Here is a 21,854-nt window from a genome sequence, read left to right on the forward strand (position 1 = left end):
TTTGGAGAGTGGTCATGTTGTTGAGCTTAGATGTTTATAAACAACAACAGTTTGATCTGATTGCTGCAAAAATAATGGCAGAGCCAAAACAGTATTGTGAATTTAGTTCAGTGTCAGATTTTTATAATGCTGAATGGCTCAAAGATTTCCCACAAGGTAGCCAGATTTCTGCCACTGGCTTAGATGACGGTGCTGAAGAGTTTTATGCGGTTGTTCAATTTAAACAGCAGTATTTAAAATTTGATATTAAAGAAAGCCTTTCGGTACTGATTTTTCAAGATATGAATGGGAAAGTATCTAAGCGTAATTTTTAATTTAAGAAATAAAATCACAAAAAAAGCGACTTAACGTCGCTTTTTTTTAATAAATAAATTTGGAAATTTTATTTGCTGTTTCAACAACGAGGCTTGCGATATCTTCTTTAAATGTTCTTTCATCGTAAGTCGTAATTGGACAACTCACAGAGATAACAGCAACCATTTTCCCGTTTGACTGTTTAAAAATAGGTGCCGCACAGGCTGCCATATCATGATTGTAATGACCCCAGCTCACCATGGTTTTTTGGGTTTTTACATAGACTAATCTTTGTAATAGGGTTTTTAAATTGGTTGGAGTCAGTTCAGAAAAACTATCCCAATCATCAAAGTTACGATAACGCTGACGTACTTCAGTTTCAGGTAAATCAGACAATAACATTTGACCAATAACGGTTGCATGAGCAGGCCAGCGAGTCCCTAAGCTAATGTTGCTCGTGAAGGTTCCCATCGACTGAATGTTATTTACAAAGACAATATGAGTGCCTTCTAAAATTGAAAGGTGTACCGCAAGTTTGGTTTGGTCACGTAGTTCTTTCATTAATGGTGTCGATAAATCGAGTAATGAAAGTTTAGATAAACTGTTAAAACCAAGCTCCATGACTTTAGAATCGAGAGCATAAGTTTTTTGAGATGCTTTTCTTAAATAGCCACAAGATTCGAGTGTATAGATCAGACGAAATGCACTAGAACGGTTCACTTCTAAAATTTCAGCAATTTCTGTAATGGTCATTTCTTGCGCTTGTTGGTTAAATGCTTGCAAGATAGCTAAACCCCGTACAAGTCCGGGTACTAAATAACGATCATCATTTTTTGTTGTTTCTGATTCTTGCGAATCTTCTTCAATTGCTATGCTCATTCGTGTCATTTTCCTATAAATAAAACATGATTCAATTTGGGGCATGCTGCTTTATTTTATAACTATTGTAATTGTTAAAAATGCATAAAACAATTTTTATATTCAAAACTTTGTTTCTTGTTTGAAACGTAACAAAATATTTAAAATTAATTAAGTAAATGAATTTTATATTTATTTTTACTTTGACAAAAAATGATCAAGGGTATTATGCTTAGCCTGTGTTTTGAAAATCAAATTATGTTTTGTATATAAAACAAAATGAGGACGCAAGGTATGAGTTGGATCTCAGTTTGTCAGCAGGGTGACGTTAGCGAAGATGAGCCGAAAGCCATCGAAATTGAAGGGAAAAAAATAGGCGTATTTTTCGTCGACGAAAATTACTTTGCTATCGAAAATGTTTGCCCTCATGCGTATGCCTTATTAACCGAAGGATTTATCGAAGATCAAACTGTTGAATGTCCATTGCATGAAGCAATTTTTGACATTCAAACAGGTGAGCTAAAAAGTGGACCCGGGTGTAGAAACCTATGTACTTACCCAGTTCGTGTTGAAGGACAGGATATTCAAATTCAACTCTAGTCCTCACATGTACAAGGAAGCAGAACAATGAAGACATTTAATGAAAAGTTGGCAAGCTGGATTCATGCAACGCCGGCAACCGAAGCAGGCATCAACAATATTCAAATTCCTGGTCAATCTGAATTGTTGGTTTGGCAAACACGTTATAAAGAACCAACGCTCTATGAACAAGATTTTGTAAAGAACTTGATTCAGGCATTTTCTGCGGGCGCAACAGAGTTAGATGACGTTGTTTCTGCACTTAATCAACAGGGTTTCCGCTGTGAATCTGGTGATGAATGGACTTCTGCAAGCTTTACAGAAGAAATGCAACGTTTAGGTTATTGATTCAGGGACGAATAAAATGAACGCAATCGTATCAACTTCACAAAGCGCTGAAGAATATTTAGAACTTGGTTTACGTGACCAATGGCATCCTGTTTTAGCAAGTTGGGAAGTCGCTGCTAATCCAGTTGGAATTACTCGTTTAGGCGAAAACATTGTGGTTTGGCGTGATGCCGAAGGTCAGGTTCATGCACTTGAAGACCGCTGTCCACACCGCGGTGCTCGTCTTTCCCTTGGTTGGAACTTAGGCGACCGAGTGGCTTGCTGGTATCACGGTGTTGAAGTTCGTGCTGATGGTGTGGTTGCCGATGTGCCAGCCGTTCATGAATGTCCAATGACTGGAACGAAATGTTTAAAGAACTATCCGGTAATTGAGCAACATGGCGCAATCTTCATCTGGTTTGGTATCGATGCAAATGAACAGCCAAAACCGCTTGAGTTTCCAGAGCAACTTGCAAGCGAAGAGTGGAGTGCATTCCTTTGCCAAGCAGACTGGAAAGTAAACCATCAGTATGCAATTGATAACGTGATGGACCCAATGCATGGTAGTTATTTACATGCGACATCGCACTCGATGGCAGATGGTGATCGTACCGCAGAGATGAAACACCGCACGACCGATAATGGCTTTGTTTTTGAAAAAGAAGGTCAATTAGGCGTGAACTTCGACTGGGTCGAATACGGTTCAACAGGTGCGAGCTGGTTACGTCTTTCAATTCCTTACCGTAAACAATTTGGTCCAGGTGGTGAGTTCTGGATTGTGGGCTATGCAACGCCAATTGATGCCAACAATACCCGTGTATTTTTCTGGCGCTGTCGTAAGGTGAGTGGTTGGCAACGTAATGTATGGCGCTTCTTATATCGCAATCATTTAGAACAGTTGCATTGGGATGTATTGGAACAAGACCGAATTATTTTAGAAAACCTTGCACCAAATGCGCGTGAAAAAGAGTTCCTCTATCAACACGATGTAGGTCTTGCACGTTTACGCCGTTTAATGAAAAAAGAAGCTGAAAAGCAATTAAAGAAAATTGCTGCGCTAAATGCATCAAACCGTATCGAGATGCAGGAAGAAGCTCATGGCTAATGTAGCGTTGTTGCAAGGCAAAAAAGTTTTAGTGACTGGTGCTGCACGTGGTTTAGGCCGAGATTTTGCTCAAGCCATTGCCGAGGCAGGTGCTGAAGTTGTGATGGCAGATATTTTGTCTGACTTGGTGCAACAAGAAGCACAAGCGTTACAAAAACAAGGGCTAAACGTTCATGCTGTCACCGTTGACCTTGCCAATGCAGACTCTATTGAAAATGCGGTTGCAAAAAGCGTTGAAGTATTACAGGGACTAGATGGCCTTGTGAATTGCGCGGCACTGGCGACCAATGTCGGTGGAAAAAATATGATTGATTACGATCCTGAACTTTGGGATCGGGTCATGAATATTAATGTGAAAGGCACATGGCTAATCAGTAAGGCATGCGTTCCCCATTTAAAGCAATCGGCTGCTGGCAAAATTATTAATGTCGCTTCCGATACAGCACTTTGGGGTGCACCGAACCTAATGGCTTATGTGGCAAGTAAAGGTGCGATTGTTGCCATGACGCGTTCAATGGCAAGAGAGTTGGGACAGTCTAATATCTGTGTCAACACATTGTCACCGGGGTTAACGTTGGTTGAAGCAACCGAGTATGTGCCTCAAGAACGTCACGATTTATATGTCAACGGAAGAGCGATTCAACGTCAGCAACTTCCACAAGATTTAAATGGAACAGCATTGTATCTACTGTCGGATTTGTCCTCTTTTGTGACAGGTCAAAATATTCCGGTCAATGGCGGTTTTGTCTTTAACTAAGGAGTAGTCAAATGATTACAGGGATCGAGATTTTAAAGTTTGGAGTTGAAGATAGAGCCGCTTCAAACAAGTTTTTGGCAGATTTTGGTTTAAGCCAAAGTACTTCAGATATTGAAGGCACAGATCTTTACCAAACTCAAAATGGCAGCAAAATTTATTTATTTAATTGTGATGATGATCGTTTGCCACCTGCCATTGAGCAAGGTTCAACTTTACGTGAAGTCACGTGGGGTGTTGATAGTCTCCAAGACCTTGAAGACTTGGCAGCTCGTTTGGCTGATGTAGAAGGTTTTAAACGTTCTGAAAATACAGTTCAGTGTCTTGACCCAAATGGCATGACCATTCGTTTTGAACAAAGTTTTGTAAAAGAAGTACCAGAACTTAAAACGGAAGGTATTAACCAATACGGCAACATTCAACGTGTGAATGCAGCAAGTCCTGTCTATGAAAAAGGTCAACCTGTTGCGATTGGACATGTGGTGTTCTTCACACCAGATTTGGCAGCAACTGAAAATTTCTATATTGAAAAAGTAGGCTTTCATTTATCGGATGCCTATAAAAATCGCGGTGCATTCTTACGTTGTCGCGGTGAAGGTTATCACCATGATTTATTCTTGCTCAGTGTTCCAAATAAACCTGCTGGCTTAAATCATGTTGCGTTTGTAGTACGTGATATCCATGAAGTAATTGGGGGCGGTTTAAACATGAATCGTTCGGAATGGTCAACCTTTATTGGGCCGGGACGTCACCCAATTTCTTCTGCTTATTTCTGGTACGTCAACTCACCATTGGGTGGTGCATTTGAATATTACACCAACGATGATTATTTGACCGAAGAATGGCAGCCACGTGTAGAAGAACATCGTCTAGAGCTTTTCACCGAATGGGCGATTGAGGGTGGTCTTGATGACACAACCCGCCGTCAGGTGAAGCCTGTTTAACAGGTGTTGCTGAACAAGGAAGATGGCTATGGAAAAGATCGTAATTGTAGGTGCCGGACAGGCAGCGGGTTGGGCAGTAAGCACACTACGCCAAAACGGTTATGTGGGCGAAATTCACGTGGTTTCAAATGAAGATCAAGTGTTTTATGAGCGTCCACCATTGTCTAAGCAAGTACTTTCAAAAGAAGCAACTTATGAAAGTTTGAATCTGTTCTCTCCTGAACAAGTTCAGGAGTTCAAGGTTCAATGGCATAAACCGGAAATTGCGACAAAAGTCGACCGTGAGCAAAAACAGGTTCATTTAGAAAGTGGCCAAGTTTTGCCGTATGACAAATTGCTGATTGCAACTGGAAGCCGTGCACGTGTGCCAGTCAATACATGGCAGTTCATTCCAAATGTTGTGACCTTACGCAATGTACAAGACTGTGAACGTTTGGCTGAAATTTTAAAGAATGCAAAAAATGTCGCTGTGATTGGCGGTGGCTGGATTGGTTTAGAAATTGCAGCAACTGCACGTAAGCAAGGTAAAGAAGTTCATATTTTTGAATATGGCGACCGTTTATGTGCAAGAAGTGTGAGTCCGGAAGTGTCTGCATTTTTAAAAAATATGCATGAAGCCCAAGGTACACAAATTCATTTAGACAGCAAGAGCCTTCATTTGGTTGAAGCACCTAATCAGAAAGTTGAAGTGGTGAACCATCCTCAAAATAGTCAGTTATTTGACTGTGTTGTGGTAGGTGCGGGCGCTGACATTGCCAAAGAGTTAGGTGTGCACGCTGGTCTCGATGTGAAAGATGGCATTGTGGTGAATTGTTTTGGGCAAACTTCAGATCAAAACATTTATGCCGCAGGTGATGTCGCGATTCATCCGGGCTTGGGTTATTGCATTCAGTCTTGGGCAAATGCACAAAATCAGGCGATTGCAGCAGCAAAGTCAATGCTCGGAATTGAAACTGAATATAGCGATATTCCATGGCTTTGGTCTGATCAATATCACTTTAACATCCAGATTTTAGGTACTTATCAGCCTGAAAAAACAAAGGAAGTGGTCATTCGCCAAGGCGGTGAAGATCAGGTGAGCTATTTATATCTGGACCATGAAAATCGTTTGCTCAACATGATTGCCATTAATGACTCGAAGCTAGTCAAACTGGCAAAACGTTGGATGCAAGCCAACACCGTTTTAGACCCAAAACTATTAGCAGATGCTGAATTTAATGTCATGAAGTTAAAACCGTAAACATTAAATCTGGTTCTCATTACCAAATCGAAGGAATGACACATGAGTAATGAAGAAAAAAGTGGATTGAAGCATTGGGTACCTGCTTTTGTCCTTATGGTGTGTGTGGTACTGGCGTTTTTCGACAAGATTAGTATTGCGGTTTTATTTTCAGATCCTCATTTTCAAAGTGCAATGGGAATTGCTGAAGATAAGGCCAAGCTTGGATGGCTCATGACAAGTTTCTTACTTGCTTATGGTTTTTCATCAGTCTTTCTAAGCTTTTTGGGTGACATCTTTAACCCAAAGAAAATGCTGTTCTGGAGCGTGACCTCTTGGGGTTTACTCATGTTTTGCATGGGCTTCACCACCAGTTATTCAGGCATGTTGATTTTACGTGTACTGCTCGGTTTAGCAGAAGGTCCCTTATTTGCCTTGGCATACACCATTGTTAAACAGACTTACACAGACCATCAGCAAGCACGTGCTTCTACCATGTTCTTACTTGGAACACCGATTGGTGCATTCCTTGGGTTCCCGATTACTGCAAATGTTTTAGCGCACCATGACTGGCACACCACGTTTTTTGTGATGGCTGGTTTAACACTGATTGCCATTTTCAGCATTGTTTTTGGTTTACGTAACTTGCAGCTCAAGAAAACTGTCGAAATTGATGGTGAGAGTAAACGTACCAATTTCAAAGGCCACATTGCCAATACTAAATTGCTGCTCAGTAATAGCGCGTTCTGGTTGGTGTGTCTCTTTAACATTGCATTAATGACGTATTTGTGGGGCTTAAACAGCTGGGTTCCTTCTTACTTAATGCAAGACAAAGGATTCAATCTCAAAGAGTTTGGGATGTATTCAAGCTTTCCGTTCATTGCCATGTTAATTGGCGAAATTATCGGTGCGTTTTTATCTGACAAGTTAGGCCGCCGCGCAATTCAAGTATTTAGCGGTTTATTACTCGCAGGCATCTTCATGTATGTGATGGTCATTATGACCCAGCCATTATTAATTATTGCTGCCATGTCTTTAAGTGCTATGGCATGGGGTTTTGGAGTAGCAGCTGTATTTGCTCTGCTTGCAAGAGTAACGACCTCAAATGTAGGGGCGACTGCGGGTGGAATATTTAACGGTTTGGGTAATTTTGCAAGTGCAATTGCGCCTGTTCTTATCGGTTACATCGTGATGCAAACACACAGTTTTAATTTAGGAATTACCTTCTTGGCTGCTGTCGCTGTCATTGGGTCGTTGTTCTTGGTTCCTCTTTTAAAACGTTATTAATTCACTGTATAGGAGTTTAAAAAATGACTACACAACAATTCGAATCGTGGGCACAACCAGAGGGTGCTTCTTTAGAAGATTGGTTAAACACACGTATTGCTCGCTTTGAGACACGTAAATACGACTTCGATGCTTTGAAGTTCCAAGCAGATTACGACCCGAAATATCGCCGTGCACAAATGCGTTACATGGGTACGGGTGCAACAGGTGTTGCGAATGACGGCAACACTGTACCAGCAGAAAACTTCACGTTTTCAACCATGGTTCTGCCACCACAGTGTGAAGGCCCTTTGCACATTCACCATGATGTTGAAGAGGTGTTTTTTATGCTCCGCGGCGAAATTGATTTGTTCATTGAGCACAACGGCGAAAAATTTGAGACCCGTTTAAAAGAGCGTGACCTGATTTCAATTCCACCGGGTATTTACCGTGGTTTGTTTAACCCAGGACAAGAAGATGCCTTGATGTGTGTGATGTTGGGAACAGGTAAACCAACTATTCCGAACTATCCACCAGAGCATCCATTGTCTCAAATCAAACGTTAATTGTTTGATGAAGTGAATGAAAGGAAAGAATTGAAAATGATGACACTCATTGAAAGGTTAGCAGAATTTCCGGTGAAAACCGTTACTGTTCAAGGCCAGCAGCAAGCCTATCGGGAAGCCGGTCAGGGCGAGTACCTTGTGCTCTTGCATGGTATTAGTTCAGGTTCTGCTTCATGGGTAAACCAACTTGAAGTGCTGTCTCATCATTTTCATGTCATTGCCTGGGACGCACCGGGCTATGGCAAATCAGATGAACTTTTAACGGATCAACCCAATGCTACCGACTACGCAAAGCGTTTGGTTGCATTGTTCGATGTTTTAAAAATTGAAAAAGCAATTGTGGTTGGACACTCATTAGGTGCCTTACAGGCGAGTGCATTTGCTGCACTTTACCCAGAGCGAGTGGAACACTTGGTTGTTGCTAACTTAGCGCAAGGTTACCAGCGCCACGATGAGCAAACACAAATTCAGGTTTTTGAAAAAAGACCAAAAATGTTGAAAGAACTTGGCGCTAAAGGAATGGCTGAAAGCCGTGGACCTCATTTGATTTATAAACAAGAGCCACAAGCCTTAGCCTTAGTTTCAGAGGTGATGCAACAGTTGACCCTACAGGGTTTCACACATGCATCGTACTTACTCGCATATGACGAAATACGTAATTACTTAACCGATTTAAAAGTCCCATGCACAGTCATTGCAGGGCAGCAAGATCAAATCACTCCTGCGTTAGGTATACAAGAGCTTGCTCAGGAATTGCAGTTGGAACAGCGCTTCGTCATAGAAGATGCAGGACATTTAAGTTATGTCGACCAACCGCAAGCATTTAACCAAATTATGTTGACGATTCAGGAACAATCGTAAGAGAGATTAAGGATTATGAGCTTCCAAGTTGAAGGAAAAGTTGCAGTTGTTACCGGTGGCTCATCTGGGATTGGGCTGGCTGCTGTTGAAATACTGGTTGCAGAGGGTGCAAAAGTTGCTTGGTGTGGTCGCGATGAAGAACGTTTAAATGCTTCTAAGCACTATATTTTAGAAAAATTTCCACATGCCAATATTTTTACCAAAGCATGCAATGTATTGAAAAAAGAAGAAGTTCAGCAATTTGCTAAAGACGTCAAACTCAATTTGGGCAATGTGGACATGCTCATTAACAATGCTGGGCAAGGCCGTGTTTCAAATTTTGAAAATACGCAAGATGAAGACTGGATGAAAGAAATTGAGCTGAAATATTTCAGTGTTTTACATCCGGTAAGAGCTTTTCTTGATGACTTAAAACAGTCGGCAAATGCCTCAATTACCAATGTGAACTCATTACTGGCATTGCAACCTGAACCGCACATGATTGCGACTTCATCTGCACGCGCTGCACTGTTGAATTTGACCCATTCTTTAGCGCATGAGTTTACTCAATATGGCGTTCGTGTGAACTCGATTTTACTCGGAATGGTCGAATCTGCGCAGTGGAAACGCCGTTATGAAACCCGTTCAGATTTAAATCTGTCATGGGAAGAATGGACCGGCAATATCGCAAAAAATCGTGGTATCCCAATGCAGCGTTTAGGCCGTCCAGAAGAGCCTGCACGTGCTTTAGTTTTCTTGGCATCACCATTGGCATCTTATACCACAGGTTCGGCAATAGATGTCTCAGGTGGTTTTAACAAACATTTATAAATATCAGGTGCTGTCATGAAAAAGTTGATGATGATTGGTTTTGGCGCAATGGCAGCAGAAGTGTATGCCCATTTGCCTCAAGATCTGCAACTTAAATGGATTGTCGTGCCATCTCGCAGTATTGAAAAAGTGCAGTCACAAGTGTCTTCCGAGATTCAGGTGATTTCAGATATTGAGCAATGTGATGGTGAGCCTGACTATGTCATTGAGGTGGCAGGTCAAGCAGCAGTGAAAGAGCATGCTCAAAAAGTTTTAGCGAAAGGCTGGACCATTGGTCTGATTTCGGTGGGTACTTTGGCTGATAACGAGTTTTTGATTCAGCTTAAACAAACTGCCGAAAAAAATGATGCACATCTGCATTTGCTTGCAGGGGCTATCGCAGGCATTGACGGTATTTCTGCTGCTAAAGAAGGTGGTTTGCAAAAAGTCACTTACAAAGGTTGTAAAAGTCCAAAAAGCTGGAAGGGTAGCTATGCAGAACAATTAGTGGATTTAGACCATGTTGCAGAGGCTACAGTCTTTTTTACAGGAACTGCCCGTGAAGCTGCGACCAAATTTCCAGCCAATGCCAACGTTGCAGCAACCATTGCACTTGCAGGGCTTGGAATGGATGAAACCATGGTTGAGTTAACTGTTGATCCAACCATCAACAAAAACAAACACACCATTGTGGCAGAAGGTGGCTTTGGGCAAATGACCATTGAACTGGTGGGCGTACCGTTGCCAAGTAACCCGAAAACATCAACTTTGGCTGCGCTTAGCGTGATTCGTGCTTGTCGCAACAGTGTAGAAGCAATACAGATTTAAGAAGGATTTGATCATGGCAAAGGAAATTTATATTGCAGGTGAATGGCGATTAGGCCGTGGTGCAGTCATTCAAAGCCTGTTTCCGGCAGATCAGTCGGTAAACGCTGAGCTTTCAACGGCAACGCTTGATGATGTAAATGAAGCAATTGAAAAAGCAGATCAGGCTTGGCGTGAGCCGAGCTGGAGAAACAGCTTACCGCATGAGCGCGCACGTATTCTCTACAAAGTTGCAGACATTATTGAAGCACGTGTAGACGAATTAGCGAAATTACAAACACGTGATAATGGTAAGCCTTTAACCGAAACTCGTGGTTTGGTGATGAGCGCTGCGGCGACTGCACGTTATGTTGCAGCAGCATGTGAAACGATGAATGATGGGCTCACCACTCAACGTGCTCCAGACTTTATGACCATGAGCGTGCATGAACCTGTGGGTGTTGTAGCAGCAATTACGCCTTGGAACTCTCCAATCGCGAGTGAGGTTCAAAAGCTTGCTCCAGCTTTGGCAGCAGGAAATGCCGTGGTTTTAAAACCAGCAGAAGCAACTTCACTGATTGCTTTAGAGCTTGCCAAGATTTTTGAAGAAGCTGGCTTACCAAAAGGCTTACTCAGCGTGCTAGTTGGTCGTGGTTCTGTGATTGGTGATGCCATTGCTCAGCACCCATTGGTTCGTAAAATCTCTTTTACAGGTGGAACAACCACGGGGCGTCATTTGGCACATATTGCCGCAGAAAAACTGATTACCACTTCGCTTGAGTTAGGCGGAAAGTCACCAACCATTGTTTTACCAGATGCAGATGTCGAACTAGCTGCTAAAGGTGTCGCGTACGGAATTTTTAGCTCAGCAGGCCAAGCGTGTATCGCAGGTTCTCGCTTGTTTATTCATAGCAGTCTTTACGATCAGTTTTTAACGCATTTGGTTGAAATAACCAAAGGCTTACGTGTGGGCCACCCGGAACAAGCTGGTGTGCATTTAGGGCCACTGGTTAATGACAAACATTTGCAGTCAGTTGACCGCTATGTGCAGCTTGCTAAAAGCGAAGGTGGTCAGGTTCTGATTGGTGGTGAAGCGCTTACCACTGGTGACTATGCCAAAGGAAGTTATTACTTACCGACCATTATTACGGGCTTAAATAACAGTGCTCAAACCTGTCAGGAAGAAATTTTTGGCCCTGTTTTAGTGGTTATGAAATATGACAACGAGCAAGATTTAATTGCTCAAGCCAATGACAGTTGTTTTGGTCTTGCCGCAGGTATTTGGACTGAAAGCTATCGTAAAGCTTGGCGCATCGCACGTGTGTTAGAGGTTGGAACGGTATGGATTAATACCTATAAAAAGTTCTCGATTAGTGCGCCGTTTGGTGGCTTTAAAGACAGTGGGATTGGGCGCGAAAAAGGCCGTTTGGGCATTTTATCGTACATGCAACAAAAGAGTATTTATATGGGGCTGAATGAACAGCCTAACCCTTGGTGCGATTAATAAATTCAAGGACTGAAAAAACAAATTTTGAGGAACAGACATGACTGAACGTGTAAATGTAGGCGAAGCAATCGCAAGAGTTTTAGAAGCGCACCAAGTTGATAGTATTTATGGTGTTATTTCCATCCACAATTTACCTATTGCCGATGCAGTAGGGCGCCGTGAAAAAATGCGTTTTGTCGCAGCACGCGGTGAGGCTGGCGCGGTCACCATGGCAGATGCACACTCACGCTTTAAAGGCCTAGGTGTAGCGTTGACCAGTACGGGTGCTGGTGCAGGTAATGCGGTGGGGTCACTCATTGAAGCAATGAACGCGGGTAGCCCTGTATTGCATTTAACGGGTCAAGTTGAGCGTGAATATCTCGACCGTGATGCGAGCTTCATTCATGAAACTAAAGACCAACTTACATTCTTACGTGCATCAAGCAAAGCGGCATTTCGTATTACCAGTCCAGACAATGCTGTTGGCGTGATTCGTGAAGCAATTCGAGTAGCAACTACAGTTCCAATGGGACCGGTAAGTGTTGAGTTACCCATTGATGTACAAGCAGCAGAAATCGATTTGCCACTTAATCTTGGGCCAGTGAAAGCACTTGAGTTGCCACAGGCAGAGCAAGCAGAAATTGATCTTCTTGTCAGTGAAATCAAAAAAGCAAAACGTCCAATTTTCTGGATTGGTGGTGGAACTTTAAATAGCGTTGCCGAAGTTAAAGGCATTGCAGATTTAGGTATTCCAGTAGTGTCGTCTACGCACGGCCGTGGTGTGTTGGCAGATGATCATCCACGTAGTTTAGGTGCTTTTCATAACTCGGCAGGTGTTGAGCAGTTATTAAAAGATGCTGACTTAATGGTTGTGATGGGTTCACGTTTACGTAGTAATGAAACAAAAACTTATTCGGTTGAATTCCCTGAAAATATTATTCAGGTGGATGCCAACCCAGTGGCTCAGCAACGTAATTACAAAATCCGCAACTTCATTTGTGGCGATGCCAAAGATGTCTTAACACGTGTGTTGGAAAAACTTCAAGGCACTTCAAAAGTTGATGCCGATTACGATGCTGCTGTAGTGGCAGCAAAACAGGCTGCAATTGATGCACTGCGTAAGCAAATCGATCAGTACGCTTTAATTTGTGATCACTTGCGTGCAGCTTTACCTCAAGACGGCATTTTTGTACGTGACATCACCATGTCAGGTAGCACATGGGGCAGTCGTTTATTCCCTGTACAAGCACCAAATCAAAACATTCACTCACTCGCGGGTGCAATTGGTTTAGGCCTTGCAACTGCAATAGGTGCTTCGGTTGCTAACCCTGACAAAAAAGTGATTGGTTTAGTCGGTGATGGCGGCTTAATGCTGGGTATTGGTGAAATTGCAACTATGGTGCAAGAAAACACCAACATGGTCTTAATGATTATGAATGACGGTGGTTATGGCGTAATGCGTGGCATTCAAAATAACTACTTCGGTGGTCGTCAGTATTTCAATGAATTGCATACGCCAGATTACAAACTTCTTGGCGAATCAATGGGTGTGAAAAGCTGGAAAGTGGGTAGTGCAGATGAGTTTAAAACGGTTATTCAAGAGGCAGTCGCTTTTGAAGGGCCAACTGTGATTGAGCTCGATATGAACTCGATTGGACCATTAAACTTCGCGGGTCCACCGCAAAAGAAACTGTATTAACCAGTTTGGATGGTTTAGTACATATGCGATGGGAGCTGCTAAGCCATCCTTTTTTTAGATAAATTTTTTTGTCTAAAAAACAATAAAAACGAAGTTTTACAGGTAAAACAAATAAAGTTCCAGCAGGACGCTGGAACTCAATCAAGGATGTAGAGATGAAAAAGACTTCATTGATCATGGCATTCATTGCACCGCTTACGCTGGGGGTAAGCGTCAATGCATTTGCAAAAGACTCATTGCTTGAATGGAAAAGTGATGACGGCACCGACTCATTAAAGTTAGGTGGGGTGGTTCGGTTAAATCAACGCTATGAAGATTGGGAAGGGCCAAACCGTGGTTTTGGTAAGCTCCATTTTGATATTTTCAGGGTCGATCTCAAAGGTAAATTTGATGATGCCTACATCAATGCCAGTTATATGTTTCAAGACCAACAGAAAACGTCCATTGAAAAAGCATATGTTGGCTATAACTTAGATGCCAATAACAGCATTGAAGCGGGTCTGGTCTATAAACCTTTCACGATTTATCCATACCCACAAAATGGCTGGACCTATCACATTCCATTCTTTCTAGGTTATGGCAATAACATTGCACCGGGGATTAACTGGAATTATCACGACAAAGACTGGGATTTAAAACTCGGTTATTACCCGCAAATGTTAGAGACGAATTTGCGTTATTCACCAGAGAGTGCAACTTATGATGACTTGGCTGGAAATGCATTTCCATCTCAAAAAGCCTATCAAAATGAAAAGCGTAATCAGGTGAATACCCGCATTGTTCGCAAGTTAGAAACTGATTTCGGTAAGCAAGAGTTCGGTGTATCGGGTGCAATTGCTCAGTTACATAATGATATTACCGATAAAGACGGCAAATATTATGCAGTCGGTTTGCATACTGAAAACAACTACAAACGCTTTAATTTACAAAGTTCTGTCATTCATTATCAATACGATGCTAAAAATCCGGATGGTGTAAATAGTGATATGACTTTAATGGGGGCGAATGGACTTACACCTGCTTATTTCATTGCTTCAGAAGGTACGATTGCCAGTTTAAACCTTGCTTATACGTTGCCTGTCACTAATATGGGCAAGCTAAAATCCATTAAGTTTTATAATGACTATAGTTATCTGGATAAAAAACGTGATGATTGGTCAGATTCGCAAATGAACACCACAGGTATGATGTTTATTGCTTCACCATTTATGGTTTGGGCGGATTATACGTGGGGTAAAAACTCCAACATCATTGGTGGGGCAACCAACTCAACGGGTTATACCTCTGCAACCTCGCCAAACAGTGATAAATGGCTATACCGTATTAACTTTAATATTGGCTTTACTTTCTAAAGTGAATAACAATAAAAAACCACGCAATCGGCGTGGTTTTTTATTTAATAATTTAAAGCGTTTAATATCTGTTTTTTTCAAACTTATTCCAAAATACAAAAGCAGTCACAAAGGCCAAAATTGTTAGCGCGAAAATATAATACATCGCACCAATATCACTATATTGGCTGAGCCAATGCACTAAAGGCAGGGTCATACCACCAACAATTGCATACGATAAATTATAAGAAAATGAAATGCCCGAGAAACGTACAGGCGCGGGGAACATTTTGACCATACTGCTCGACACCATGCCGACTGTACCTGAGCATAGACCCAACAACATATATAAACCAAAAATAGTTGAATGGGCTGCATGTCCTAAACTGTTATAAAAAACTGCTGCTGTGAGTGCAACGGCAAGCGCACCGACCATCATGACTTTGCCACAGCCAAAACGGTCAGCAAAATAGCCAGCCAAGATACAGCCGACCATTTGCATAACAATTGCTGCACTTTGCATTTCAAAAGTCTGTGCGCGTTCAAAGCCAAATGAACCAATCAATAAATTTGGCATGGCTAAAATCACTACCACCACACAACCAGTTAAAAACCACGTAAATAACATGCCAATCGCAACGGCTATTTTATGCGTTTTTAAGACTTGTTTTACAGGCATTTCTTTTGAAATTTCTTTACGTGCCTGCATGGCTTTAAACACTGGGGTTTCTTTTAAATAAGTCCGTAAATAAAGTGCGACTAGACCAAAAATACCACCTGCAATGAAAGGAATACGCCAAGCCCAGTCATGGATTTGTCCCTCACTAAAATTCAGTGAAATCCATAGAGACATGAGCGCGCCTAGTAAAATTCCTAGAGACAGTCCGGCAGTGAGTAAACCATTTGCCAGCCCAATTTTTCTTTCAGGTACATGTTCAGACACAAATGTCCACGCGGCTGGAATTTCACCCCCAATCGCAATCCCTTGTACCACTCGCATAAGCAATAAAAGTAGCGGTGCCAAATACCCAATATTTTCAAAGGTCGGCAATATCCCGATAAACAGGGTAGGTAGCGCCATTAGCAAAATAGAAAGTGAAAATAGTTTTTTACGCCCGACCAGATCACCAAAATGAGCCATGACAACCCCGCCTAATGGCCTAAAAAAGTAACCTGCTGCAAAAATACCGTAGGTGTTAAGCATGGCCCAAAAAGGGCTAAGCGTGCTTGGGAAAAAGAGGTCAGAAATGATTTTGGCGTAAAACACATAAATCACGAAATCGTAAAACTCTAAAGCACCGCCCAATGAAGAAAGGGCAAGGGTTCGTTTATCTTCTTTATTAAGATAGTTCGCATCCTGCAAAGTTAAGTCCTGATCCATTTTTTACTTAATTGTTGTAATTGAAGTTTGGATATTAATGGAAAAGTGAAGTAAAAGTAAATGGAGGAAATTTGTTCTATGAAGAGGTTTAGATTTTGCAATCACTCAAATAAAAAAGCTTTAAAACAAAAAACGCATTAGATGAAACAAAAACAGATGTAGGAATGACTTTTCTTTTGAGCTATTCAACGACACAATAAAACTTGTCTAGCTAGTTTAATGAGAGATTCAAAGGATGAGTGTAGTTTTACCAGTCGCAAAGCGTGGTGAAGATATCTTAAAACTGATTGCGGCCCCTGTCTCGGCAAATGAATTAAATAGTGACTGGCTTTATCAGCTTGCTGCTGCTATGCAAGCAACCATGCTTGAGCGTAATGGAGTAGGGATTGCCGCACCGCAAGTTTATATTTCTAAACGCGTCATTATTGTGGCTTCCAGACCAAACCCACGCTATCCCGATGCACCTGAAATGGATGCTGTGGTGATGGTGAATCCTAAAATTTTAGAGTTCTCAAATGAAACGCTTTTGGGTGAAGAAGGCTGCTTAAGTGTGCCAGATGAGCGTGGACAAGTTGAACGTGCAGAAATGGTTAAGGTTAAATATTTAACACTTCAGGGTGAAGCCGTTGAAACAGTTTTCCATGGTTTTCCAGCTCGAATTGTTCAACATGAAGTGGATCATTTAAATGGAGTTCTATTTGTAGAAAGAATAATCTAATTTTCTGTTTAAAGTTTTTAAAAACGTATAATGAGCTTGAAATAAATAAGCCATCGGAATTACAATACTTATATCGTGATTTTTATTTCACTAAAAAATTATAATTTTAATATTATCAGCAGGTTGTGCTGAAAAAATGATCGAAAGTGTAAATCTCCTCATTTAAGGTTACTGACCATGAAAACCCCTCTCCCAGATTATTTGGCAAATGTGATAGAAGCCTGTGAGGTAGATAATAGCGGACATCTAGCTGACTATATTCCAGAGTTAGCAAATGCAAATCCAGATCGATTAGCTTTAGCCATGTCTACGGTAGATGGCGAAATTTATTCGATTGGAGATGATGATGTTGAATTCACCATTCAATCGATTTCTAAACCGTTCGTATATGCCTATGTTTTACAACAGCTTGGTATTGATGCAGTACTTGCGAAAGTAGGGGTAGAGCCTTCGGGGGAAGCCTTCAATGAAATTTCATTGGGTAAAGACGGACGTCCGAAAAACCCGATGATTAACTCTGGCGCAATTACTGTACATTCCTTGATTCAGGTCAAGCATGGTTTACATAGTGCAGAAATTCTACGCCGTTTTATGAGCGAGCTTGCAGGACGTGAATTAAGTTTTGATGAGTCTGTCTATGATTCGGAAGTCAAAACTGCCTACCGTAATCTTTCGATCGGTTATATGTTGCGAACTGTTGGAATTTTAGAGACTGACCCTGTCGATATTGTGAATGGTTACATTCGTCAATGTGCGATCATGGTTACAGTTAAAGACTTGGTACGTATGGGCAGTGCACTTGCCAATGGTGGGGTTGACCCTAAAACTGGAAAGCGTTTGTTAAACCGATCTGTGGTTAGACAAGTGCTCAGTGTCATGATGAGCTGTGGTATGTATGATGCCGCGGGTGACTGGTTGTCGACTGTAGGTATTCCTGCTAAGAGTGGTGTAGCAGGCGGTATTTTGGGTGTACTACCGGGTCAGGTCAGTATTGCTGCTTTTTCTCCTCGTTTAGATGAGCATGGTCATAGTATTCGAGGCATCGATATTTTAGAACGGTTATCCCGTGACATGGGATTACACCTCATGGAAGGTACACCTTCTGCACAAACGATTGTGCAAAGCCATTACCGTACAGGAAAAGATGCTTCATTAAGTGTATATGTGCTTCGCGGTGTATTGAAATTTACCGAAGCTGAAATGTTGTTGCGCATTTTACAAGATGAGACAACTGACCAAAGCACAATCGTCATTGATTTAACCCAGATTTCACTTATCCACGATGTGGGTAAACGTATGTTCTTAGAAGGCGTTGATCGTCTGATTGATGATGGCCATACGCTTGTTTTAGTGGATCCTGAACAACGATTAGATCATGCGAGAACTGGTAAAGATCGTGAGCTTCATGTCTACCACGATTTTGATGATTTGCTCGAAAAGCATGACCTACCTGCAAAAAAAAAGACTTATAGCGACATCGCAGAACTTCTAAACTGCTGAGGTGTTTTTCCTAGATGTCGCTTAAACATCGCACTGAACGCGCTGGGGTTGTTATACCCCAGTGATTCAGAAATTCGAGCAATAGATTCACCATTCGCAATTTTACTTAAGGCAAGTGCAATATGCATTTGCTGGACCCATGCCCGATAAGACAGTCCAGTTTCTTTTTGGAACATACGCATTAGGGTTCTAGAACTCGCACCAATCTCATCAGCCCAATCTGTTAAGTCTTTTGAATGGTCAGGAGTGTGTAATAACTCTTGGCAAATTTTTAATAGTCGCTTGTCTTTCGGCCAAGGAATTTGAATAGGCAACAAATTGGCCCGATGGATTTCTTCAAAAATCAAAATTTGTAAAGAACGGGAAAGCTTTTGAGACGTCGCAGTATTTGGCGTGTCTTCTCGTTCAATTTCATTTAAACGAATCAAAAGCTCATGCAACAGGTTGCTTACCCGAATAATAAAGCAATGCTGACCCATTAGAGCGGCTGCATTTACTTCAACCAACGCCGTATTTAACTTCACGTGACTTAGTGAAATCACACTGTGCTCAACATGAGCAGGAATCCATAAGGCACACATGGGCGGCACAATCCAGACATTGTTCGGCGTAAACACCTGAATGTTTCCTGTGGATGCATACAAAAACTGCGCACGTGTATGTGTATGAGTCGGCGTGATTTCTCGGTAAGAATGCTCAGAAGATAGCCCAATCACAAGTTCAGACAAATCAGACTGAATAAGAGAATCGGACATAAACTATCCTAAAAATTGTCACTTATACAATGATTATTGGAAGATAACTTTATAAGCGACAATTTACAATAAGCATCTTACTTAGAATATTGGAGTTTTTCAGGTATGACGTCTTCAATACAATTGAAAGATGGTATTGCCAATACCGTTGCAAATGATCAGCCTCAAGGAATGATTATTAAAATTGTAGGCGCCGTGGCGGTCGCACATTTACTGAATGATTTGATTCAAGCAGTGCTACCCGCTATTTATCCAATGCTAAAAGCAAACTTTTCACTTAGTTTTGCTCAAGTTGGCCTGATTTCGTTTGTATATCAAATTACAGGTTCACTGCTCCAGCCTTGGATTGGACTATATACCGATAAACATCCAAAACCATATCTTCTACCACTCGGAATGATGGTCACATTCTGCGGCATTATCTTGTTGGCATTTTCACCAAGCTTTACAGTGTTGTTATGTGCATCTGCGCTAATTGGAGTAGGCTCTGCAACTTTTCACCCTGAAGCTTCACGGGTGGCACGAATGGCATCGGGTGGGCGTTTCGGTACGGCACAGTCGACTTTTCAGGTGGGCGGAAATACAGGTACTGCCATTGGTCCATTATTAGCAGCGTTATTGATTGTTCCATTTGGGCAGCATGCAGTTGCGGGCTTAGTGATATTTGCACTTTTAGCCATTTGGGTTTTATTTGGCGTAAGCCGTTGGACGGTGAGTCATGCTAAAAATCAGGTGGCTGCGCGTGCAAACCAAGCACAGAGTAAATTGCATGGCCGTAAGCTTATTATTGCTTTGAGCACAATTAGTTTATTGATGTTTGCTAAATTTACCTACATTGCCAGCATTAGTAACTACTTTACCTTTTACTTAATTCAAAAGTTTCATATCAGTATTCAAACAGCTCAATTACATTTGTTTGCCTTTTTAGCAGCTGTTGCTTTAGGTACATTTGCGGGTGGCCCAATTGGTGACAAAATTGGCCGTAAAGCTGTTATTTGGGTTTCATTTGTGGGTATGGCGCCGTTTGCATTAATGATGCCGTATGCAAACTTATTTTGGACAACAGTTTTCTCAATTATTGCAGGTTTAGTGTTGTCGTCTGCTTTTGCTGCAATGGTGGTTTACGCACAAGAAGCTGTTCCGGGCCGTGTAGGTATGATCGCAGGTTTAATGTTTGGTCTTATGTTTGGGGTAAGTGGTATTGCCGCTGCAGGGTTGGGACATTTAGCTGATATTAACGGCATTGAATGGGTATTTGGTTTATGTTCATTCTTGCCATTACTTGGATTTGCCACCGCATTTTTACCAAACACAAAAGTTAAATAAATGAAAAATACTCTCAGTCATATTCGGCTGAGAGTATTTTTAGATAACTATAGTTCCAATTAAAAAGACTATTTCTGAATACCAAATTTAAATACGGTGACACTGTTATAAGTTTGATTTGGGTTCAAACGTGTAGAAGGGAAAGATGGTTGATTCGGACTATCTGGAAAATGCTGCGTTTCTAATGCTAGCGCATCTGCTTGTCGATAGAGTACGCCATTTGCCCCAGCCACATTTCCGAGTAAATGATTGGCTGTATACATTTGAACGCTTGGTTCTGTGGTTAAAACCTGCAGTGTCCGTTTAGATTTCGGATCAAAAACATGAGCTGCAAGATTTAACTTTCCTTGAGACTTTTGATTAATTACCCAAGTTTGGTCATAGCCATATCCATATGCCAATTGCTGATGATTCGCTCGAATATCTTTTACGATTGCTTTAGGCGTTCGAAAATCAAAAGGTGTACCTGCAACTGAGGCAATCTCACCTGTTGGTAAAGAGTTTTGATCGGTTACCAATACACGGTCTGCATTAAGTTGCACAACATGATCCAGTACGCCATAAGGGTTACCAGCGCCTGACAAGTTGAAATAACTGTGGTTGGTGAGATTGATGACAGTCGGTTGATCAGTTTTAGCCTTATATTCGATTTGGAATTCATTTTGATCAGAAAGACTGTAGATCACTTCTACATCTAATTTCCCCGGAAAACCTTGATCACCATTCGGACTGGTTAACTTAAGAGAAGCTTTAACGATTTCACCTTTAGAAACGAGGGGCTTAACTTGCCAAACACGTTTATCAAAACCCGGATTACCGCTATGCAATGAATTCGGTCCATTATTTTTTTCAAGGTTATACGTTTTTCCATCTAAGCTAAATTTAGCATTGCCAATCCGGTTCGCATAACGCCCAATCAATCCACCAAAATGAATGCCTTCCTTGGTATCAGTGACTTCATAGCCTTTTAGGTCATCGAAGCCCAAAACTATATTATTTTGTTTACCTTGTGCATCGGGAGTCAAAATCTGGGTAATTACACCACCAAAGCTAATAAAAGAAACCGAAACTCCTTTGTTATTGCTCATGGTGTATAGATCAACTTTTTGACCATCTTGTGTTGTGCCATAGGGTTTTACGTTTAATGTTGCTGCATTTGTAATTTGCGCAAAGCTATAAAGGGTGAAACTTAAAATTACTAATTTTTTCATGCTTATACTCTATTTTTTAATCGTAGGATTGGATGAATATAAGATTGATTTTTCGTCTTTTTAAAGAGTTTTTTATTATAT

General features: G+C 41.4%; 22 protein-coding genes. 18 read left to right on the top strand and 4 right to left on the bottom strand.

Annotated elements, in window-relative coordinates:
- Window positions 1–14: 14 nt before the first annotated feature.
- Window positions 15–314 carry a hypothetical protein gene (locus F886_RS07105; protein WP_005303268.1) on the top strand — a complete coding sequence of 100 codons (300 nt, stop codon included), beginning with the start codon at window positions 15–17 and terminating at the stop codon, window positions 312–314.
- A gap of 46 nt (window positions 315–360) precedes the next feature.
- Here F886_RS07105 and F886_RS07110 read toward each other — a convergent pair whose 3' ends face one another.
- Window positions 361–1,173, bottom strand: a complete 813-nt coding sequence (locus tag F886_RS07110; RefSeq protein WP_005303269.1) for an IclR family transcriptional regulator — start codon at window positions 1,171–1,173, stop codon at window positions 361–363.
- Window positions 1,174–1,446: 273 nt separating this feature from the next.
- On the opposite strand from F886_RS07110, the gene F886_RS07115 reads away from it, so the two are divergent.
- From F886_RS07115 to F886_RS07180, 14 genes are all read left to right on the top strand, one after another.
- Entirely contained in the window at window positions 1,447–1,752 is a 306-nt protein-coding gene (locus F886_RS07115; protein ID WP_002117586.1) for a non-heme iron oxygenase ferredoxin subunit, read from the top strand.
- Window positions 1,753–1,779: 27 nt separating this feature from the next.
- On the top strand, window positions 1,780–2,079 hold the full coding sequence (locus F886_RS07120) for a recombinase-like helix-turn-helix domain-containing protein (RefSeq protein ID WP_005070730.1): 300 nt from the start codon (window positions 1,780–1,782) through the stop codon (window positions 2,077–2,079).
- Between the two features lie 16 nt (window positions 2,080–2,095).
- Window positions 2,096–3,163 (top strand): aromatic ring-hydroxylating oxygenase subunit alpha, encoded by a 1,068-nt coding sequence (locus F886_RS07125; protein WP_005303271.1) that lies wholly within the window; start codon window positions 2,096–2,098, stop codon window positions 3,161–3,163.
- Complete coding sequence (locus tag F886_RS07130) at window positions 3,156–3,920, top strand: SDR family oxidoreductase (protein ID WP_005303273.1); 765 nt, start codon at window positions 3,156–3,158, stop codon at window positions 3,918–3,920. The genes F886_RS07125 and F886_RS07130 overlap by 8 nt, the downstream gene beginning before the upstream one ends.
- 11 nt (window positions 3,921–3,931) lie before the next feature.
- Complete coding sequence (locus F886_RS07135) at window positions 3,932–4,861, top strand: VOC family protein (RefSeq protein ID WP_005303275.1); 930 nt, start codon at window positions 3,932–3,934, stop codon at window positions 4,859–4,861.
- Window positions 4,862–4,889: 28 nt separating this feature from the next.
- Window positions 4,890–6,101: an NAD(P)/FAD-dependent oxidoreductase gene (locus tag F886_RS07140; RefSeq protein WP_005303276.1), complete on the top strand. Its 1,212-nt coding sequence runs from the start codon at window positions 4,890–4,892 to the stop codon at window positions 6,099–6,101.
- A gap of 42 nt (window positions 6,102–6,143) precedes the next feature.
- Complete coding sequence (locus F886_RS07145; protein ID WP_005303278.1) at window positions 6,144–7,367, top strand: MFS transporter; 1,224 nt, start codon at window positions 6,144–6,146, stop codon at window positions 7,365–7,367.
- 23 nt (window positions 7,368–7,390) lie between these two features.
- Entirely contained in the window at window positions 7,391–7,912 is a 522-nt protein-coding gene (locus F886_RS07150; protein WP_002117566.1) for a cupin domain-containing protein, read from the top strand.
- Window positions 7,913–7,948: 36 nt separating this feature from the next.
- Entirely contained in the window at window positions 7,949–8,773 is an 825-nt protein-coding gene (locus F886_RS07155; RefSeq protein WP_005303280.1) for an alpha/beta fold hydrolase, read from the top strand.
- Between the two features lie 15 nt (window positions 8,774–8,788).
- The gene (locus tag F886_RS07160; protein WP_004703156.1) at window positions 8,789–9,583 is read left to right on the top strand and encodes an SDR family oxidoreductase; all 795 of its coding nucleotides are present in this window, start codon (window positions 8,789–8,791) and stop codon (window positions 9,581–9,583) included.
- 15 nt (window positions 9,584–9,598) lie between these two features.
- Window positions 9,599–10,390, top strand: a complete 792-nt coding sequence (locus tag F886_RS07165) for an aspartate dehydrogenase (RefSeq protein WP_005303282.1) — start codon at window positions 9,599–9,601, stop codon at window positions 10,388–10,390.
- Between the two features lie 13 nt (window positions 10,391–10,403).
- Window positions 10,404–11,870 (top strand): aldehyde dehydrogenase, encoded by a 1,467-nt coding sequence (locus tag F886_RS07170; protein WP_005303284.1) that lies wholly within the window; start codon window positions 10,404–10,406, stop codon window positions 11,868–11,870.
- A 40-nt stretch (window positions 11,871–11,910) separates the two neighbouring features.
- Window positions 11,911–13,551: a thiamine pyrophosphate-binding protein gene (locus F886_RS07175; RefSeq protein ID WP_005303286.1), complete on the top strand. Its 1,641-nt coding sequence runs from the start codon at window positions 11,911–11,913 to the stop codon at window positions 13,549–13,551.
- Between the two features lie 155 nt (window positions 13,552–13,706).
- Window positions 13,707–14,903, top strand: a complete 1,197-nt coding sequence (locus F886_RS07180) for a hypothetical protein (RefSeq protein WP_000753763.1) — start codon at window positions 13,707–13,709, stop codon at window positions 14,901–14,903.
- 61 nt (window positions 14,904–14,964) lie between these two features.
- On the opposite strand, the gene F886_RS07185 is transcribed toward F886_RS07180, so the two are convergent.
- Window positions 14,965–16,263 (bottom strand): MFS transporter, encoded by a 1,299-nt coding sequence (locus tag F886_RS07185; RefSeq protein WP_005303288.1) that lies wholly within the window; start codon window positions 16,261–16,263, stop codon window positions 14,965–14,967.
- Between the two features lie 235 nt (window positions 16,264–16,498).
- On the opposite strand from F886_RS07185, the gene def reads away from it, so the two are divergent.
- Window positions 16,499–16,981 carry a peptide deformylase gene (gene def, locus F886_RS07190; RefSeq protein ID WP_005303289.1) on the top strand — a complete coding sequence of 161 codons (483 nt, stop codon included), beginning with the start codon at window positions 16,499–16,501 and terminating at the stop codon, window positions 16,979–16,981.
- Window positions 16,982–17,158: 177 nt separating this feature from the next.
- Window positions 17,159–18,481, top strand: a complete 1,323-nt coding sequence (locus F886_RS07195) for a glutaminase (RefSeq protein WP_005303291.1) — start codon at window positions 17,159–17,161, stop codon at window positions 18,479–18,481.
- On the opposite strand, the gene F886_RS07200 is transcribed toward F886_RS07195, so the two are convergent.
- A complete protein-coding gene (locus F886_RS07200; RefSeq protein WP_005303293.1) occupies window positions 18,448–19,236 on the bottom strand; it encodes an AraC family transcriptional regulator in 789 nt (262 codons plus the stop codon). The two genes, F886_RS07195 and F886_RS07200, sit on opposite strands and share 34 nt — an antisense overlap.
- 105 nt (window positions 19,237–19,341) lie before the next feature.
- Between F886_RS07200 and F886_RS07205 the strand changes: the two genes are divergently transcribed.
- Window positions 19,342–20,562 (top strand): MFS transporter, encoded by a 1,221-nt coding sequence (locus F886_RS07205; RefSeq protein ID WP_005303297.1) that lies wholly within the window; start codon window positions 19,342–19,344, stop codon window positions 20,560–20,562.
- A gap of 68 nt (window positions 20,563–20,630) precedes the next feature.
- Here F886_RS07205 and F886_RS07210 read toward each other — a convergent pair whose 3' ends face one another.
- Window positions 20,631–21,773: an aldose epimerase family protein gene (locus tag F886_RS07210; protein ID WP_005303299.1), complete on the bottom strand. Its 1,143-nt coding sequence runs from the start codon at window positions 21,771–21,773 to the stop codon at window positions 20,631–20,633.
- Between the last annotated feature and the right edge of the window lie 81 nt (window positions 21,774–21,854).

It is taken from the genome of Acinetobacter sp. NIPH 542, from assembly GCF_000369825.1.
GTDB classification, from domain to species: Bacteria; Pseudomonadota; Gammaproteobacteria; order Pseudomonadales; family Moraxellaceae; genus Acinetobacter; species Acinetobacter oleivorans.